10 protein-coding genes are annotated in these 19,702 nt (G+C 68.2%); 5 read left to right on the forward strand and 5 right to left on the reverse strand.

Features of this window, described 5'->3' with window-relative positions; all coding sequences use genetic code 11:
- Positions 1 to 134: 134 nt before the first annotated feature.
- Complete coding sequence (locus tag JRI60_RS21970; protein WP_204227793.1) at positions 135 to 749, reverse strand: PH domain-containing protein; 615 nt, start codon at positions 747 to 749, stop codon at positions 135 to 137.
- A gap of 225 nt (positions 750 to 974) precedes the next feature.
- Here JRI60_RS21970 and JRI60_RS21975 point away from each other — a divergent pair, with 225 nt between their 5' ends.
- Positions 975 to 4,370: a DUF4082 domain-containing protein gene (locus tag JRI60_RS21975; RefSeq protein WP_239470655.1), complete on the forward strand. Its 3,396-nt coding sequence runs from the start codon at positions 975 to 977 to the stop codon at positions 4,368 to 4,370.
- A gap of 111 nt (positions 4,371 to 4,481) precedes the next feature.
- Here the strand turns inward: JRI60_RS21975 and JRI60_RS21980 are convergent, their stop codons facing one another.
- Entirely contained in the window at positions 4,482 to 5,537 is a 1,056-nt protein-coding gene (locus tag JRI60_RS21980; RefSeq protein ID WP_204227794.1) for a zinc-binding dehydrogenase, read from the reverse strand.
- A 340-nt stretch (positions 5,538 to 5,877) separates the two neighbouring features.
- Complete coding sequence (locus JRI60_RS21985) at positions 5,878 to 6,642, reverse strand: zinc-dependent metalloprotease (protein WP_204227795.1); 765 nt, start codon at positions 6,640 to 6,642, stop codon at positions 5,878 to 5,880.
- A gap of 670 nt (positions 6,643 to 7,312) precedes the next feature.
- Here JRI60_RS21985 and JRI60_RS21990 point away from each other — a divergent pair.
- The 4 genes from JRI60_RS21990 (at position 7,313) to JRI60_RS22005 (ending at position 16,772) form a co-directional block, all read left to right on the forward strand.
- Positions 7,313 to 8,740, forward strand: coding sequence for an alpha/beta hydrolase (locus tag JRI60_RS21990; protein WP_204227796.1), 1,428 nt, complete (start codon positions 7,313 to 7,315; stop codon positions 8,738 to 8,740).
- A 151-nt stretch (positions 8,741 to 8,891) separates the two neighbouring features.
- Complete coding sequence (locus JRI60_RS21995) at positions 8,892 to 10,910, forward strand: amidohydrolase family protein (RefSeq protein WP_204227797.1); 2,019 nt, start codon at positions 8,892 to 8,894, stop codon at positions 10,908 to 10,910.
- 377 nt (positions 10,911 to 11,287) lie between these two features.
- On the forward strand, positions 11,288 to 13,117 hold the full coding sequence (locus JRI60_RS22000) for a cellulase family glycosylhydrolase (protein WP_204227798.1): 1,830 nt from the start codon (positions 11,288 to 11,290) through the stop codon (positions 13,115 to 13,117).
- 283 nt (positions 13,118 to 13,400) lie between these two features.
- Complete coding sequence (locus tag JRI60_RS22005; protein ID WP_204227799.1) at positions 13,401 to 16,772, forward strand: beta strand repeat-containing protein; 3,372 nt, start codon at positions 13,401 to 13,403, stop codon at positions 16,770 to 16,772.
- Between the two features lie 47 nt (positions 16,773 to 16,819).
- Here the strand turns inward: JRI60_RS22005 and JRI60_RS22010 are convergent, their stop codons facing one another.
- On the reverse strand, positions 16,820 to 17,659 hold the full coding sequence (locus JRI60_RS22010) for a CheR family methyltransferase (RefSeq protein ID WP_239470656.1): 840 nt from the start codon (positions 17,657 to 17,659) through the stop codon (positions 16,820 to 16,822).
- Between the two features lie 96 nt (positions 17,660 to 17,755).
- Entirely contained in the window at positions 17,756 to 19,552 is a 1,797-nt protein-coding gene (locus JRI60_RS22015; protein WP_239470657.1) for a methyl-accepting chemotaxis protein, read from the reverse strand.
- Between the last annotated feature and the right edge of the window lie 150 nt (positions 19,553 to 19,702).

The raw sequence follows: 19,702 nt of genomic DNA on the forward strand, positions 1-19,702 counted from the left end.
ATTGCCTGTCTTCCAGCCCGCTTTGATGGACTTCCGACACCTGCCGGTCGGCTCCACACGGGCTCGCTCGTCATCCAGCCGCTCGTCCAGGTTGTAGAGCGGGAAGGGCCTTCATGCGCCCGAGCCTGGCGACCTCATGCCTTGATGTAGCGCTCGAACACGAAGCCGAAATCCTTCACCCAGTATTTCTGCTGAGCGCCAGCGAGCCACGAGAAGGCGGCCTGGTTGAGCTCCTTGAAGGACTCCACGATCGGCGCGGCGCCAGCCTGGCCGCGACCGAGGGTGGTGGAGGCGACCTCGATGCTGGCCTTGGCGTGGCCGAGCGCCACTTCGTTCTCGTGCATCAGTTCGGAGATGCGGAACAGTGCCTTGTAGAGGTCCTTCACCTGCTCGAGGTGCTTCTTGTGCACGTCGATCGAGAAGTCCTTCGTGCCGAGGCGGAACTTGATCTCCACGTCCATGTCGATGTTGCCGGCGGTCTCGAGCAGCACATTCGAGACAGGGTGGGTGCTGTAGCTGTAGCGGCGCAGCGTGCGCTTCTTGCTGGCGGCGCTGGTGCCGTCGAGGTGGACGAGGGCCTTGTTGGTGAAGCAATACTCGTCTGACTTGGACTTGATCAGGAAGAAGATCTTCTCCTGGTCCTCGTGCATCACGTAGTCGTCGGCGTCCACCTTGTTGTAATCCGTGGGGGCGATGACCGAGCCGATGTCGCTGAGGCCAAGGGCGTCGGCGGCGATTTTCCCGAACATGTTCATTCTCCTGGGGTAGGTGCTGCGTCGGAGGGTGGCGGTGTGAGCCCGCGGTCCCGTGCCAACATAGCTCAATCCATCGAGCGCCTTGCCACAACCCGATGCATCTTCATGAGGGTCGAGCAGGCGGATCCCGATTGTGGACGAATCAACCAGGCGGATAGATGGGGATGCGCGGTTGCCACCGCGTTACAACACGACTCCACCCTCATCAGGAACGTCCCAATGACATCACATCTCCAACGGCCCCACCGGGCCGTCCAGCACCTGCTCCGGTGCGTTACCACGGCGCTCGCGTTGGCCCTCCTGGCCCTCACCCCCGGGAGCGCGCACGCGCAGACGACCTTCTCCCTCCTCTCGCCCAACAGCACGCCCGCCGTGCCCTCGGTGACGAATGACTCCACCGCGGTGGAGCTGGGCGTGAAGTTCAAGTCCGACGTGGCGGGCGACATCGTCGGCATCCGCTTCTACAAGGGCGCGGGCAACATCGGCACCCACATGGGCCACCTGTGGAGCGCCACCGGGCAGCTGCTCGCCTCGGCCACCTTCGTCAACGAGACGGCCACTGGCTGGCAGCAGGTGACGTTCGCCACGCCGGTGCCCGTCGCCGCCAACACGACGTACGTGGCCTCGTACCACGCGCCCAACGGGGCCTATGGCTTCACGGACTCGGGCCTCATCGTGGGCATGGACAGCCCGCCCCTGCACGCACTGCCAGGCAGCACCACCAGCGGAGGCAACGGCGTCTTCAAGTACGGCCCCTCCGGTACCTTCCCCACCGACAGCTTCCGCAACTCCAACTACTGGGTGGACGTGGTCTTCCGGCCCGCGGCGCCGGTGAGCATCTGGCCGTCCACCGCCATGCCGGTCATCGCCTCGGTGACCAATGACTCCCGCCCCGTCGAGGTGGGCGTGAAGTTCCAGACCTCCGTGACGGGCAACGTGGTGGGCGTACGCTTCTACAAGGGCGCGGGCAACACCGGCACCCACGTGGGCCACCTGTGGAGCGCCACCGGGCAGCTGCTCGCCTCGGCCACCTTCGTCAACGAGACGGCCACCGGCTGGCAGCAGGTGACGTTCTCCAACCCGGTGCCCATCGCCGCCAACACGACGTACGTGGCCTCGTACCACGCGCCCAGCGGGGCCTATGCCTTCGACGACGCGGGCCTCGTCAATGGCGTGAGTGCCCCGCCCGTGTCCGCGCTTCCCGGCCCCACCAGCGGCGGCAACGGCGTCTACGCGTATGGGCCCTCGGGAACCTTCCCCACCGGCAGCTACGGCGACTCCAACTACTGGGTGGACGTCCTGTTCCAGGCCACGGGCGCGCCGCCGCCGGAGCCGCCTCCGCCGGGCAACACCTTCAGCCTCTTCCCCGTGAGCACGACGCCCGGCACCCCCACGGCCAATGACACGTCCTCCATCGAGGTGGGCGTGAAGTTCCGTTCGGACGTGGACGGCCGGGTGAAGGGCATCCGCTTCTACAAGGGCGGGGCCAACACCGGCACCCACGTGGGCAACCTGTGGAGCGCCTCCGGCCAACTCCTGGCCAGCGCCACCTTCGTGAACGAGACGGCCACGGGCTGGCAGCAGGTGACGTTCGCCTCGCCGGTGTCCATCACCGCCGGCACCACGTACGTGGCCTCGTACTTCGCCCCGGTCGGCGGCTACTCCGCCGACCTGGGTGGGCTGGCCAACGGCGTGGACAGCCCGCCCCTGCACGCACTTCCGGGCAGCACCACCAGCGGCGGCAACGGCGTGTATGCCTACGGCGCGGTGTCCAGCTTCCCCAACAGCAGCTACCAGAACGCCAACTACTGGGTGGACGTCCTCTTCGAGTCGAACGGCCCGCCGCCGCGCCCGGGTGTCACCGGCTCTGGCCCGGTGCTGCTGGCCACCGACCCGGCCAACCCCTTCACCGACTACCTGAAGGAGATTCTAAAGGCCGAGGGCATCGCCTCGTTCGCCACCACCGACGCCGGCAATATCGGCGTGTCGGTGTCGCTCAATGACTACCGGGTGCTCATCCTCGGCGAGACGACGCTGAGCGCCGCCCAGGTGACGCTCGTCACCAACTGGGTGAGCGCGGGCGGCAGCCTCATCGCCCTGCGGCCCTCCGCCAACCTCGACGCGCTGCTCGGCCTCAACCCGTCCACGGGCACGCTGTCCGAGGGCTACCTCCTGCTCGACACCACCCAGGCGCCGGGCGCGGGCCTCACCGCGGAGACGATGCAGTACCACGGCACCGCGGACCTGCACACGCTGGCCACCGGCACGCGCGCCGTCGCCGCGCTCTACTCGAGCGCCACCACGCCCACGTCCTACGCGGCCGTCAGCCTGCGTCCGGTGGGCAGCGGTACGGCCATCGCCTTCGCGTACGACCTGTCGAAGTCCGTCGTTCTCACGCGCCAGGGCAACCCGGCGTGGCAGGGCCAGAACCGCGACGGCTCCGGCATCGGCCCGGGGGCGCGCTCCAACGACATGTTCTACGGCAACGCGTCGTTCGACCCGAAGCCGGACTGGGTGGACATGAGCAAGGTGCAGATTCCCCAGGCGGACGAGCAGCAGCGCCTGCTGGCGAACATGCTCCACCTGACCAGCGCCGTCCCGTTGCCGCGCCTCTGGTACTTCCCCAGCGCGAAGAAGGCCGTGGTGGTGATGACGGGTGACGGGCACCCGGGGGGCGCCACCGTGCAGCGCTGGCAGCAGTACCTCGACGCCAGCCCCGCGAGCTGCAACGTGGACAACTGGGAATGCGTGCGCGGCACCGTCTATGACTTCATCGGCGGGCTGACGGCGACGCAGGCCGCGGCATACGAGGCCCAGGGCTTCGAGTACGCCCTCCACGTCAATACCGGCTGCGCGGACTACACGGCCACCACACTGGACCCGAACTTCTTCACGCCGCAACTGGCGAACTTCGCCGCGTCGTACCCGGGCATCCCCGCGCCCACCACCAACCGCACGCACTGCATCGCCTTCAGCGACTGGGCCACGCAGCCGAAGGTGTCGCTGCGCCACGGCATCCGGCTGGACACGAACTACTACTACTGGCCGGACTACTGGGTGCAGAACCGCCCGGGCCTGTTCACCGGCTCGGGACTGGCCATGCGCTTCGCGGACGTGGACGGCACGCCCATCGACGTCTACCAGCTCGCCACGCAGATGACGGACGAGTCCGGCCAGTCGTACCCGCTGCACATCGACACGCTGCTGGCCAACGCGCTCGGCCCCAAGGGGTACTACGGTGCGTTCAACGCCAACATGCACGTGGACGCGGACCCGTCGGCGGGCTCCTCGGGCTCGGCGGCCATCATCGCCTCGGCTCGGCGCGAGGGCGTGTCCGTCATCACCGCGAAGCAGCTGCTCGCCTGGCTCGGCGCGCGCGAGGCCACCCAGGTGTCCTCCGTGGCCTTCACGGGCACGGCGCTCACCTTCACCGTGGCCACCCCGGCGCGCAACCTGTCGCTCATGATCCCCACGCGGACGGCGACGGGTCGCACGCTCGTGTCCGTGAGCGTCAACGGCACGCCGGTGACGACGGTGCCGCAGACCATCAAGGGCGTGGGCTTCGCGTTCATCAACGGCGCGCAGGCCGGCACGTACACGGCCACGTACAACTGAGTCGCGCGCCACCCCGTCCTTCGGGGTGACGCAAGCGGCCCGGCGCGGAGTCCTCGCGCCGGGTCCACCCGGCACTGGCTGACGGGGGCCAGACATCGAGAGCCCCAGCTCTCAGGGCCGGATGGCGACCTTGATGACGCCCTCGCGCCGCTCGCCGAAGAGAGCATAGGCGTTCCGGATGTCGTCGAGCTTGAAACGATGCGTGAGCAGCGGCGTGAGATCCACCCGCTTGCTCCGCACCATCTCCATCAGCCGCCGCATGCGCTCCTTGCCGCCAGGACACAGCGTGGTGACGACGTGGTGGTCTCCCAGGCCCGCCACGAAGGCGTCATGGGGCAGCTCCAGCTTCTCCGAGTACACGCCCAGGCTGGAGAGGGTGCCCCCGGGCCGCAGGCAGCGCAGCGCGTTCTCGAAGGTGCCCGGCGTTCCGAGCGCCTCGATCGCCACGTCCGCGCCGCCTCCGGTGAGCCGCTTCACCTCCCGCACCACATCCACCTGTCGATAGTCGAGCACCACGTCCACGCCCATGCGGTGCGCCATCTTCAGGCGGCTCTCATCTCCATCCACGCCGATGACGAGGGCCGCGCCCATGAGGCGGGCCCCGATGGAGGCGCATAACCCGATGGGCCCCTGGGCGAACACCACCACCGCGTCGCCGATGCGCACCCTGCCGGACTCCGCGCCGCTGAAGCCGGTGGAGGCGATGTCCGTCAGGAGCACCACCTGCTCATCGGTCAGCTCGTCCGGGATGGGGGTCAGGTTGGCCTGGGCCGAGGGCACGCGCACGTACTCGGCCTGGACACCATTCAGCGTGTGGCCCAGGCGCCAGCCGCCGAGCGCCTCGTGGCCTCCGCCATGTCCGCACTGCGAGAGCAGCCCGGAGAGGCAGGCGCGGCACTGACCGCACGGAGTGACGGCGCCCACCAGGATCCGTTGCCCGGCCTGATAGCCCTCCACGCCGGGGCCCAGTTCCTCGATGACTCCCACGAGCTCATGGCCGATGACGAGCCCCGGCTTCACCGGGTACTCGCCCCGCACGATGTGCAGGTCCGTGCCACAGATGGTGGTGAGCGTCATCCGCACCACGGCCTCACCGGGGCCTGCCTTGGGACGCTCGACCTCCTCGATTCCAAACTGATTCACGCCGCGAAAGACGTTGGCCCGCATGGTTTTCCGCCTCCTTGAGAAGCGGGCACACGGTGACATCGCACCTCGTCGTCCCCATCCGTCCCGGAGGAGGGGTCGCGGCCTTCCGTACAGAACCGGCCCGTGCACCGTCGAGCGGCACACGTCCCCCTGCCTCCCCGGACGATGGACACCTGGCTACTGCGTCGAGAGGGCGCTCCGGGCGGGCCTCAGGGCATGGCCCACCTCATCCTCGTCGGGATCGAACCCCAGCAACCGTGGGATCGAGCCCGTGGGGCCGGGAGCAATGCACTCCGTCGTTGGCGACGAAGTGTCGGAGGGACCCCAGGGCTCGGAGCCGTGGAGGCTGTCGTTCCAGCTCTCAGTAGAGGTAGTCCAGCGCGGTCTTGTCGGAGCTGCTCCACTCGCCGGACTCGGTCGCCCGGAAGCAGGAGTTCATGATCGACCCGCCCACGCGGGCATCGGACGGCGTGCCGGGGATGAGGATGGCTCCCACGTTGGAGGCGCCCTCGTTGCTGTAGGCGCCGCCGCAGCTGATGGACCGATCGTAGTAGTCCGAGTGGCGGAAACCGATGCAGTGGCCAAGCTCGTGGGTGATGACGTGCTCGCTCACGTCAACGCTGTAGTTCTGCAGGCCGGTGCCGATGTTGATGGTGCCGTAGGGCTTGCCGCCCGTGGGGAAGCCCGCGGAGCCGCCGGTGCCGTTCGTGGTCTTCGCGGAGATGGTCGCGCTGCAGTCGGGGGCCGAGCCGCGCACCATGGTAAAGGACAGGTTCTGGCTATTGTAATTCTCGATGGCCAGGTCGAGCCCCGCGCTGAGGGTGCTATAGTTGTTGAACGTGGAGGTGGGGATGACGCAGATCTTCGTCACGCTGGAGCTGACGAGATTGGTCGTCCGGTACTGCTCCGCGCTCTCCTGGGTGGGCTGCAGCATCTCGAGGGACGCCGCGAGGGTCACGTGCGCGTCGTTCCCCACGTACACGGAACCATCGGCGACCATGATGTCGTTGGCCGGAAACCCAGCCTCGATCAGGTTGGAGATGATCTGCTGGTTCTCGAGCTCCGGGTCGACACCGCAGCCGACGAGAGCAACACCGGCCAGCAACGCCATGGACAGCTTCCGCATGGGGGCTTCCTTTTCGGGGGACTACAGGGATGGGGCGCTGCCGCCTGGGGTCTCCAGCCTTCGGCCGCGCACCCATTGCCCTGAGCAACCCTCGGGCCAAGCCCTGGATATACGGAAAAACAAAACCTTAGAAAGTAATACCCGGTTGGCACTGGATCATGGGTGTACCTATCGTCCCGGGAAATCTTGTAAAGAGTCCTGACATTTCCTGGTGAATTGTTTGTTGGTTCAAAGGGTTGCGAGCATGAATCTGGATTGTCCGAGTCTCGGACGGGGTGTTCACGAATCGGACAGTGGGCCCGCACTCCAAAAAGACGCATGAAGGCGTGGACCCGGACAAGGAGGAGACAATGGCGAAGCCTATCAACCTGATGGCGCCAGAAGTTCTCGCGAATCCCTATCCCCACTACGCGGAGCTGCGGCGCCTGAGCCCGGTGTGTCAGGTGAAGCCGCTGCGCTCCCTGGTGTTGCGCGCGTTCGGGCCCACCACCATTGCCCGGCTGGAGTCACGCGTGCGGGCCACCGCCGAGAAGCTCACGAGCGGTCTCGTATCTCCTTGGCAACTCGCTCCTCTTTCTGGCCAACCATCCCGAGATGATGGCGCGCTTGCGTGCGGAGCCCTCCCTGATTCCGTTGTTCATCGAGGACCAGTCTCTCTCGGAGCACGAACATGAAGCATCCCACTTTCGCAGCCGTGGTCGCGCTCTGGGGCGCACTCGTCCTGGGCAGTTCTTCACACGCGTCCGATCAAGGCACGGCGACTCGTGCCGATGAGTTCATCGGTTGCCCGGACGCGAAGGAGGATGACGCCCTCGCCGGTTCCCTCTGCGCTCGCTTCAGCGCACCGTTGGACTACGCGGAGCCGAGCCGTGAGCGGCTCGAGCTTTTCGTCCGCAAGTTCCCGGCTCCGGGGCGAGCGGCCGGGCAAGTCTGGCTCGTGGCGGGTGGGCCCGGCGAGTCAGGGGCTTCGTTCTACCCTCTGCTCAAGACCCTACGGGCCGCCTTCCCGGGATATGACTTGCTGGTCCCCGATCATCGCGGGACCGGTTTCTCGAGCCGGCTCTGCCAGAAGGAAGAGGCCGCCGACAGCGCCGATGGTTTCGCGCTTCAAGGGGCCGAGTGGGCGACATGCTTCGAGGCGCTGGAGTCCGATTCCAAGCGCACCCGCGCCTTCACCATCACCCACGCCGCCTACGATCTGCGTGCGCTGATGGAGCGCTACTCCGCCGGCCGGCCAACGTGGCTCTATGGGGTTTCCTACGGCACGCAGCTGGTGTTGCGCATGATGACGGTCGCCCCGCCGAAGCGCCTCGAGGGGATCGTGCTCGATTCCCTCGTTCCTCCGGAAACGACCGAGCAATGGGACCTCAGTCATCGATCGGCCGTCGTCGACGAGGTGGGCCGTGCGGTTCTCGCGCAGTGTGACGCGGACCCTGGCTGCCGTGCTCGTCTCGGAGGCTCGGCGGTTGCCGCCATGCAGGGGCTCGTCGACGACTCCAAGTTGTCCGCTGCCGTCCCCGGGGGGCGTCCGAAACTCTTCTTCGGCGCACTGTTGGACAGCCCGGAGCCGCGGGCGCGGATTCCCCTTGTCCTCGCGGGCCTCAGAGGCGGCGACCTCGAGCCGTTGCGGCAGGTCCAGCGTGACTTGGAGGCACTGAGCGCCCGGTTCGGCCGCTTCCCGCAGTCGTCGATTTCCATCCCGCTCGTCAGTGTCATCAGCGCATCCGAGAACAACGCCCGGCCGGGCCTCACCAAGGCCCAGGTGGAAGCCGAGGCCGCCCGGTTCCTGTTCGTCAGCAGCCTGCCGGGTCAGCTCGTCGGTCGAACGTCTCTGTCCTATCCGCGCGACGAGTGGTTCGGCCGGTCTCCCGCCGCTCTTCCGCCCGTTCTGGTTCTCCAGGGCGACATGGACCCCAAGACACCCCATGCGGGTGCCCAGGCCCATATCCGTCTGCTGCCCAAGGCCGCTGGCATCAACCTGTTCACCGTCAAGGGCGGGCCGCACTTCCTGCTCTTCACGGCGCCAGATTGCTTCAAGGCCGCGGTGAGCACCTTCGTCCAGAAGCGGCGAGCGCCTCGTGCGGCCTGCTCGATTTGACCCCGGCATCATCGGGCAGACAGCCAGGAGGCCCCTGGCCCCCGCCGCGCCCTTCATGCTTTGACACCGCTTGGGGATGCTGGACAGCGGCAACCCCAACCGCGTAGGGCTTCGCGGGTGTGATTGGCCGAACCGGCCGAGGGAGGGGACGATGATGAAGAAGGCATGGGCCTTGGGGCCATGGGTGCTGGCGGGACTCTGTCTCTCGCTGGCCACGAGCGCGGGGGCCGCGACCGAGCGCAGCACCGTGTTGCTCCTGGGCAACGTCGCGGGGCGCCAGCAGGTGGAGTACCTCCCCGAGGGAGAGGTGAGGGTCCACTACGAGTTCAACGATCGCGGGCGGGGACCGGTGCTCGATTCGACGTTCCGCGTGAGCGCGAATGGCACGCTGGTTTCAGCCGAGAGCCGTGGCGTCGACTATCTCAAGGCGCCCGTCGACGAGCGCTACTCCGCCACTGGCGCATCCCACCACTGGAAGAGTTCGGCCGGGGAGGTGCGGCGCGAGGTCTCCGGGCCCGTCTTCTACCTGAGCCTCGAGTCCCCGCCCGAGGAGGCCGTACTGCTCATCCGCGCGGCGCTCCGGGCGCCCGGGCAGCGGATGGCCTTGCTTCCCTCGGGCGAGGCCCAGGTCGCCGCTGTCGGCTCCCTGACCGTCAAGAGCAAGGCCGGCAGCCGGCGCGTGCGGCTCTACTCCCTGAGCGGGCTGGACCTCGCTCCGAGCTATGTGTGGCTCGATGAGCAGCAGCGCTTCTTCGCCAGCGTCTCGAGCTGGATGAAGCTCGTCCGCGAGGGCTTCGAGGATACCCTGGAGCAGCTGGATGGATACCAGGAGGCCGAGCAGCGCCGCCTCGCGCGGGCGCGGGCGCGCGCCCTCACGACGAAGCTCGACCGTCCGCTCGCCATCACGCATGCCCGCGTCTTCGACCCGGGAACGCTCACCGTGGAAGAGGACCAGACCGTGCTCGTCACCCAGGGCCGCATCTCGGCCGTGGGCCCCTCGGCGAAGCTGGTGGTGCCTCGCGACGCGCGGATCCTCGATGCCCAGGGCCGCTTCCTCATGCCAGGCCTCTGGGACATGCACGTTCACATCACGGGGGGCGCCGATGGTCCGCTCGCCCTCGCGGGCGGGGTGACCACGGTGCGCGATCTCGCCAACGAAGACCGCACGTTGACGCGGCTCATCCAGGAGATCGAGGCCGGTCACGACATCGGACCCCGGGTGCTCAAGGCCGGTTTCATGGATGGCCGCAGCCCGTACTCAGGGCCGACCCGGGTCTTCGTGGACAACGAGGAGGAGGCGCGCACCGCCATCGACAACTACGCGGCCAGGGGCTACGAGCAGATCAAGATCTACAGCTCCATCAAGCCGGAGCTCGTCCCGACGCTCGTGCGCCTGGCCCATGCGAAGGGTCTCCGGCTCAGTGGCCATGTGCCGGCCTTCATGACGGCGCGGCAGTTCGTCGAGGCCGGCGCCGATGAGCTTCAGCACATCAACTTCCTGGCGCTCAACTTCCTGTTCGACCGGGTGCAGGATACGCGCACGCCCGCGCGCTTCATCGCCGTGGGAGAGCATGCCGCCACGTTGGATCTCGGCTCGCCCGAGGTGCGTGCCTTCCTCGCGCTGCTGCGAGAGCGGGGCGTGGTGGTGGACCCGACGGTGTCCATCTTCGATGACATGTTCCACGACCAGCCCGGCCACTGGAACGCGGGTCTGAGCCCGATTCTCGGCCGCCTGCCGCCCACCCTGCAGCGGCGGCTGGGCTCGGGCAGCGGCGGGCTCCCGGATGTGGCGAAGCAGCCCGAGCGCTACCGCGACTCCTTCCTTCGCCTCGTCGAGCTCGTGGGGCTCCTGCATCGAAGCGGCGTGCGCATCGTCTCGGGCACGGACAACCTCTCCGGCCTGTTCCTGCCGCGGGAGCTCGAGCTCTACGTCGCCGCCGGCATTCCGCCCAGGGAGGTGCTGCGCATCGCCACGCTGGGCAATGCCGAGGTCATGAAGCGCGACAAGGAGTACGGGCGCGTGCTGCCCGGCTATGTCGCCGACCTCATCCTGGTGGACGGCGACCCGACCCTGCTCATCAGCGACCTGCGCAAAGTGCGCCACGTCATCCGGGGTGATCGCCTGTACGAGAGTGCGGCCCTGTTCCGCTCGGTGGGCATCGCGCCCTGAGTCTGAGCCTGCCCCTGTGTTCAACCCCACTCGGACGTCCACATGAGCCGAGTGGGGGGCTCAGCCGAGAACGACCAGCGCGTCAACGCGAGCTTCCCTCCGTACGAGGAAGCGCTGAAGGCGAACAAGGTGAATTACCAGGCATTCACGTGCGCTGACTCTTGGGCGAGCTTTGCCTTGCTCGTCCGGCCAGGCCTGGGACGTCTCCTGGACGTGTTCGCTTGCGTGAGGTGTGGCCCCTGGCACTGCTACTGCCCGGCTTCTTGAAGGCCGCTGCCTGTTCGCCGCTAGAAAGTGTGCAACCCGAACCGAGCTGCTACGCTTCATACGAAACACTCTTATCTTCAGGCGTGGGGGTGACTTCGGTGAAGCGATCGGTGCTCTTCCTGGTGCTCCTGCTCATGTCGCTGGTGACGCCTGCCGGTGCGGCGGACCGCTTCTGGTTCGACGACGCCGCAGTGCACGTCGCCGACGGCGCGTTCCGCGATCAGTACGGCCGTGAGGTGGTGCTGCGGGGGTTCAACGTCTCCGGTTCGGCCAAGCTCGCCGAGTACCGGGGCCTGCCGTTCGCGAGCACGGCCGACGCCCGGTCCTCCGCCGCGGCGATGCGGCGGCTGACCGGCGCGAACGCGGTCCGCTTCCTGCTCACCTGGGCGTGGATCGAACCCGAGCCCCGCCTCATCGACCTCGCCTACCTGGACAAGGTGGCCGAACAGATCAGCGCGTTCACCGACCAGGGCATCCGCGTCCTCCTGGACTTCCACCAGGATCTGTACTCGCGGCACCTGTTCAACCGCGACAGCTGGTACACCGGCGACGGCGCCCCGGCGTGGGTGGTGCGCGCGGGCGGCTACCCGCGCGAGTCGTGCGGCCTGTGCTTCCACTGGGGCCAGAACATGAAGAACAACAACGCCGTCACCGCCGCCACCTACGACTTCTGGCACAACCGCGAGGTGACCACCTCCGCCGGGCCGATCCGCATCCGCGACGAATTCCTGTACGCGGCCGGCGAAGCGATGGCGCGGGTGAAGTCGCGGCTGTCCGCCGACGCCTTCCGGCTCGTGGTGGGCGTCGATCCGCTCAACGAGCCCTACGCCGGGCGCTACGACTCCGGCCAGGACAGTATCGAGTGGGAGCGCGACCTGTTGTGGCCGTTCCACCAGCAGTTCCGGGCACGCATGGACCAGGTCGGCTGGGCGGACAAACCCGCGTTCGTCGAGCCGCTGGTGTTCTGGAACCAGAACGTCGACTTCTTCGCCGAACCCGGCGGGTTCACCGACGTGCCGCCGCTCGGGCAGCGCTACGTGTTCAACGCGCACTTCTACGACGGCAAGGCACAGTCCGGCGTGCTGATGCCCGGCAAGGCCGGCGACGGGCAGTACACCGGTGACTTCAACAAGATCCGCGACCGCGCGCGTGCCCTGGGCACGGCGGGCATCGTGACCGAGTACGGGCACCCGGTCGACGGCAACACCTCTGACAAGAAGTCCACCGTGCTCAAGGCCATGCACCAAGGCCTCGACTCGCGCCTGTCCGGCACTCAGTGGTGGGCGTCGGCCGCGTCGTCCGGTCCGGTGCTGTCGGGCAGCCAGTGGCACTGGGACGTCAACTACGACCGGCACCACGAGCTGATGAACGACAACCCCGACAAGGTTCGCACCGACGGAGACGCGATGAACGACGAGCACTTCTCCGCCGTGCACGTCGACGACAACGGCATCGCCGCCCTGACCGTGGACGAACGCCTGGTAGACCGGCTGTTCCCGCGCGCCGTGGCGGGCACGACGGCGGCGTTCGCCTACGAGGACCGAGCGCGCGACGGCAGCACCGTGCTGACGTGGAACAAGATTCCCGACACGATGCCCGCGGTACGCGCACTGGTTGGCACGGGGCAGTTCGGCGTGCTGGTGTGGCGGTCCAACGGCGGCACGGCGCCCACCGAACTGCACCTGCCCGCGTCGTTCGCGCCGGGCGCGACGACGGTGGTGAGCTCGATCGGCTCGGTCAGAGGTGTGCCCGCGTACACCGGCGCCGAGTCGGTGGCTGCGGCGGCGGAACCGGGCGTCACGGGCGTGAACCGGCTCTTGCTCTCGACACGGGACTCCAACCTCCACTTCGCTCTGGTGACCAACGGCGCGGGGGGCGCGTCATTGGAGGCAGCAAGGGCCGAACTGGCGGCGTGGGCGTCGGCCGCGTTCGGCGGCTGATGCCCTCTACTCCGCCGGGTGGTCTCCCCAAGCTCAACAGGCCTCCCATTCGCCCGATGCTTCGCAGTTGCTGGAGCCGGCCCGGCGGGTGTTCCGGTGGTTCAACTGGACGAAGCGCGGGAGGAGACCACAGCCGCCTGCTTGGACCTCCAACGCATTGGACTGCAAATGTTTCCAGTGACTTCTTCCTTCATGCAACCCGGTTGAAGCATGCGAACGTCCGGCCCCCCGGGGCCGAAGTGCCGCCGGCTGGCCGCTGTTCCAAACCACAGGGAGAAGGTCCATGCGTCTGCCATTCGCAGGTCCGCGAGCCTGTTCGCTCGTGCTCGCGTTGCTCAGCTGTTCACCTCCACCGCGGGATGATGGGAATCCGGTAGCGGCGAGCGCCTCCGGGAGCGCGTATGTCAGCCTGACCTCGCCGGAACCGCAGCTCCTTGCTTCCGCGACCTTCGCGCCTTCGGATGGGCTCGCCTTCGTGACCATCACCGTCACGCCGCGAGACTCGAATGGAGCGCCCCTGGGGCCAGGGCTTCACGTCGAGGTGCTGAGCAGCGACGGGTCCGTCACCCTGGGCGGCACGGGAACCACGGCATGCACGGTCAATGCTCCGTCAGCGACCTGCCTGACGGCGGTGGACTCGGGCGCCGGGAGCTACGTCGTCACGGCGAAGAGCTCGACGGCACTGGCCGTGCCGACGACCTTCTCCGCCACCGTCACGGGTGCGAGCGGCACCGAGGCGCTTCCGGACACGGCGGACGTCACGTTCGATTCGAGCCGGTTCGAGGGCGGCGCCGGTTGCGCCGGCACCTGTGGCACCACCATCACCACGGGCAACGTGACCATCACCAGCAGCCATGCGGAGGGCCGCAACCTCTACATCACGGGGGGCACGGTGACGTTCGACGCCACCACGGTGGGGCAGACCTTCGGTGACGTCTTCATCACCGGCGGCACGGTGACGCATCTCCAGGCCACCAACGCCGCGATGTACAAGCTCGACATCCTCACGGGCTCCTGGAACCTCCTGGGCGGCACGGTCAACACCACCAGCAAGGGCTATGGCATGACCTGTTTTCCCAATGGCTCCTGCAGCGGCAACGGGCTGGTCAGCTTCGGCCCCAATGGCGCGCCATCGTCCGCGCTGTCAGGGACGAGCCAGCTGTACGGCGCCAGCCACGGCGGCATGGGCTCCGGCAACTACCGCATCAACATGACCGCGGCCAGCAACGCCCATGCTGGCAACGCGGGAACGACGTACGGCGATTACCGAGACCCGAAGTATCCCGGTGCCACCAACAGCACCTACTCGGGTTTCCATGGGGGCGGCGTCGCGCGCATCACCTCGGCGGGGACCTGCGTGCTGGCTGGCACCGCCTCCATCACCGCGAGCTCTCCGTTCAATGGCGCGGGGGGCTCCATCAACCTTCGCTGCCGGGGCATCACCTCGACGGGCTGGACGGGAAGCATCAACGCGGACGGAGGCCCCGGTGCGGGGAACTCCTCCATCCCGATGGGCGCTGGCGGGGGAGGGCGCATCGCGCTGGTCAGCACCGGTGATGCCGCGACCATCACCGGCGCGGTGAGCTACCCGCCCACGAATCTCACGGCCCGGGTCCACGCCTTCGGCGGCGCGCCGGCCAACTCCAGCTACGTGATTGGCGCTGGCGGCGCGGGGACCATCTATCTCAAGCACAGCGGGCTGACGTACGGCGACCTCCTCATCGCGAACAACTCGCCCGCGCATTACCAGAACGAGGGGACGACGCGGCTGCCCGCGATTGCCGGCACCCTCACCGCGAACGTCACCGCGGGCGCCACCCAGCTGCCCGTCTCCATCGCCAGCACCAGCTTCAACACGACCTATTACGAGAACGCCGGTGCGCCGCTGAACACGAACCCGGCGCTCACCCAGAACACGACTCCCTCGTCCTCGGCGGCCTACAACGGGGTGTTCGCGGGCGGCTGGCTGCGGCCCGACATCAGCGCCGCGGGCGGGGCGCTGTTCGACCCGTCGAACCTGGTGAGCGTCACCACCAACGCGGTGGGCAGCCTGACGACCACCGCCGTTCCTTCCGACATCGCCGCGGGCTCGTTCTTCCGGAGCGTGGAGGTGCTGGATCACCTCGACGTGCTCGGCAACGCGATTCTCGAGACCAACGGTGACATCTACGTTCTCTCGGGCAACACGACGAGCTCCGGGGCGAGCACGATGACCGTGAACGGCCTGGTGCTCTTCGACACGACGAGCAACCGGACGGGCCGCATCCAGTACGCGGGTGGGGCGGTGAACGTCGTGCAGAGCACCCAGGCAATGCCTCCGGTGGGGGGCGGCACGCTCGTCGCGGACAACGTGTCGTTGACGGCGGGCGCGCTCACCGTGCCCACCATCGTCGCGTCCAACGACGTGGCCGTGTCGGGGGGCACGCTGACCACCAACTCGCTGACGGCGGCGCGCTATGCGCAGACCGCGGGCGTCCTCAAGCACTACCCACCGATATTCAAGACCTCGCCGGCCGCCGCGATGGTGTACGGGCTCCACCTGACGCTCGCGGACACCTTCACGCTCACGGGGGGCTCGGTGGACGTGGCGGGGCTGGGCTATCCGATGGCGTGCGATCCGCAGGGCGCGCCGCTGACGGCCTGGGGCTTCGGAGCGACGGGCCCCCTGGCCGCGACCGGCGTGGCGAACGGCTACGGTGCGGGTCACGGTGGTGTCGGCGGCGGGTACGCGGCCGGGGCGGTTCGCGGCATGGCCTACGACGACTATCGAGACCCCCGGTATCCCGGCGGGGCGGCCGCGAGCGTGGGCGGCTCGCCGTCGTACCTCTCGTACCGGAGTAACGGAGGTGGCGTCTTCCGGCTCGAGGCCGCCGGAACCTGCACGCTGGGCGGAAGCACGCTCATCAAGGCCGGCGCGGTGACCACCGGAGCCCAGTACGGCGCCGCGGGAGGCTCGGTCTCCATGCGTTGCGGTGGCTTCGACACCACGGGTTGGAACGGCTCTATCACCGCCAACGGGGCGAACGCCTACTCGGGCTCGATCGGCTCCGTGCGCGCGGGCGGTGGCGGCCGGATTGCGCTGGTCAGCACGGGCGGGGCCTCGAGCCTCGTCGGCGCTCTCACCTATCCGCTCGCGACGGGCAACGCGCAGCTCCAGGCACGGGGAGGCATCGGCCTCAACGCGACGTACACCGACGGTGGCGCGGGCACGGTGTTCCTCAAGCACGCCGACGTGGCGTACGGCCAGCTGCTCATCAACAACAACAATCAGACGCACTACCCCGCGGGTGGATACACCCCGTTCATCTCCATCGCGGGAACGGTCAGCAGCGCGGTCACCGCCGGTGACACCACGATGGGGGTGACCATCACCAGCACGCCGCTCCACGGCTCGGTTGCACTCAACCAACGCCTCTCCGGCATGTGGCTGCGACCTGATACCAGCGTGAACAGCGGAAACCTGCCCGCGGACAACCTGGTCACGGTCTCCGGAAACACCTTCGTGAGCTCTACGCTGACCCAGCTGACGATCTCACCCGCCCTGGCCGCGGTGCCGGCGGGCGCGAGCTTCAAGAGCGTCGACCTCTTCGACGTCTACGACGTCGTGGGCGGCGCCATCACGCAGACGAACGGCGACATCTACATCGCTCCGTAGCCGCTCCGGTGGAGTATGAGCGTTTCCGTCCCAATAGCACACTGAGCTCAGTTCACCGGTGCGTACACCGCCGGCTGCACGCACCGGGCCCGCACCAGGCTCCCCGTCAGGCTCTCCGAGTGCCCCAGGAGCAGGTAGCCCTGGGGCGACAGGTGAGTGAACAGCCGCCGCAGCACCCCCGTCCTGGACGCCAGGTCGAAGTAGATGAGGACGTTGCGGCAGAAGATGAGGTCGAAGGTGCCCACGCCGGGGTAGCTCCCGGCGTTCAGGTTGAGTCGCTCGAAGCGCACCACCGAGCGCAGCAGCGGGCCCACCCGCATCCAACCCTCCTGCGAGCGCACTCCCTTGAGCATGAAGGTGCGCAGGTACCCGGGAGGTATTTCCCGAGCCTTGTCGACGCGCCACAGCCCCTCGCTGGCCTGCTCCAACGCGCGTGTGGACAGGTCCGTGGCCAGCACCTCCACCTCCCACCCCGAGCCCGGTGGGAACTGCGAGAGCAGGACCATGGCCAGCGAGTAGGGCTCCTCGCCCGTCGAGCACGCCGCGCTCCACACCCGCATGCGCCTCGAGCGCTGCCCCGCCGCCGCCTGCTCCCTCCATCGGGGGCACACCCGCTGCTCCAGGAAGTCGAAGTGGGCCGGCTCCCGGAAGAAGTGCGTCTCGTTGGTGCAGATGCAGTCCAGCATCCGCACCTGCTCGTCCTCGTTCCCCTCGGCCACCACGTGGCGGTAGTAGGCCGCATGGGAGTCCAGCCCCAGCGCCCTCAGCCGCGGCGCCAGGCGCGCGCTCAGCATCGCCTTCTTCACCGGCGGCAGGAAGATGCCCGCCTGGCGGTAGACCAGCTCCTGGAAGAGGCGGAACTCCCGGTCGCTGATTCGCGCGTTCACGCCGCCTGCTCCGCCGCCCGCGACACCGCGAGCAGCTCGGACACCGAGAGCAGCCGGTCCAGGTTCAACAGCAGCACGAATCGGCATGGCACGTTCCTAGAAACGCGTGAAGTCGCGCAGGCGGGGTGCACCCGGCGTCGGGGCAGGCACGGACTCGGCGGACACGGTGGACACGGCGCGCGCCAGCATCTCCGTGGCGGGCGCTCCGGGCGACCATGGCGCCCGTCTCTGCTGGACCTGCCGCAGCGTCAGGCCCCCGTCGTCCATTCCATGGATGCGGAAGAAGGACATGAGCTGCTGGAGTGCCTGCGCCTGCGCGCTCAGCTCCTCCGCCGTGCTCGCCAGCTCCTCCGCCGCGGACGCGTTGCGCTGCGTCACCTGGTCCACCTGCTCCATGGCCTTGTTCATCTGCATCAGGCCCGAGGCCTGCTCCTTGGACGCCGCGCTCACCTCCTGCACCAGCTCCGCCGTCTTCCGGATGGAGGGCACCAGCTCCTTGAGCAGCACCCCCGAGCGCTCGGCGATCTTCACGCTGCTGCTGGCCAGGCCACCAATCTCCTTGGCCGCCTTCTGGCTGCGCTCGGCCAGTTTGCGCACCTCGGTGGCCACCACCGCGAAGCCCCTGCCATGCTCGCCCGCGCGCGCCGCCTCCACCGCCGCGTTCAGCGCCAGCAGGTTCGTCTGGTAGGCGATCTCCTCCACGATGGAGATCTTCTCCGCGATGGCCGTCATCGCCTGCACGGTTTCCGCCACCGCCGCGCCGCTCTCGGCGGCGTCCTGGGCTCCCTTGGTGGCCATCTGGTCCGTCAGCCGGCTGTTGTCCGCGTTCTGGGTGATGGTGCTGCCGATCTGCTCCAGCGTGGCGCTCGTCTCTTCCACCGAGGCGGCCTGGCTGTTCGTGCCTTGCGACAGCGACTGCGACGTGGCCGACACCTGCGAGGCCGCCGAGGACAGCGCCACGGCCCCCGCCCGCACCTCGCCGATCATCCCGCCCAGCTTCTGCACCATGGAGCCGAAGGCCCGCCCCAGCGTGTCGTTCTCCGAGCGCGGTATCACCTGCACGGTCATGTCACCGGCCGCCAGGGACTCGGCCACCCGCGTCATGTTCCGCAGCGAGCGGATCATCTCCTGCATCCCCGCCAGCATCTGTCCCGTCTCGTCGCGGCCGCGCGCCTGCACCTCCGCCGCCAGGTCTCCCTGCGCCAGCCGGCCCATCGCCGCCACCGCCTCGTTGATGGGGAGCACGATGCCGCGGCTCAGCAGCAGTGCCAGCACCACCGCCAGCACCGCCCCCATCCCTCCACCCGTCATCAGGGTGCGGTACATGGCCGCTTCCAGCTCGTTGGAGGTCCGCGAGCGCTGCTCCAGCAGCCGCAACTCCTCGTTGGAGATCTGCGCCATCCCCTCGCGCATTCCGTCCATGAACTGCTTGCCCCGGGCGGTCCCCACGAAGCCCACCACCTCGTCCACCGGCACCTCGCCACTCGTGGCCTTGCGGCGCAGCTCGACGAGGGGCTCCACCTCCTGCGACAGCCAGCGCTGGTAGTCCTCGCGCAGCATCTGCAGGCGCTCTTGTTGCCGGGGGTTGTCCGTCGTCAGCTCCCGGGCCCGGGCGAAGTGCTGGGTGAAGCCCGCCTTGCCGGACTGCAGGGGCCCGAGGAACTTCTCATCCCCCGTGATGGCGAACCCCCGCAGCCCCGTCTCCATGTCGACGAGCGACTTCATGGTGCCGTTGATCTCCTGGAGTACCTCGTAGGAGTGCTTGTCCCAGCGGTTCGCTTCCGAGAGCTTCTCGAAGCTCGAATAGGAGATGCCCACCACCAGCAGCAGGACCGCGATCATCGAGCCGAAGGCGAGGTACAGCTTCTTTCCGATTCCGACGTCTTGGAGCATGGGACCATCCTCGGAGGAGGGGGGAACAGGCCGCGGCGGACAGCGCACGCGGCTTGGGTGATGCCCAGCAGGTAGAGCGTGACGGCCTCGTGCGTCAGCATCGCGGCGAAGACGTCCATAAGACAACCGCCCCCCTCCCGGCATGGATGC

The sequence above is a fragment of the Archangium violaceum genome (assembly GCF_016887565.1).
GTDB classification, from domain to species: Bacteria; Myxococcota; Myxococcia; order Myxococcales; family Myxococcaceae; genus Archangium; species Archangium violaceum_B.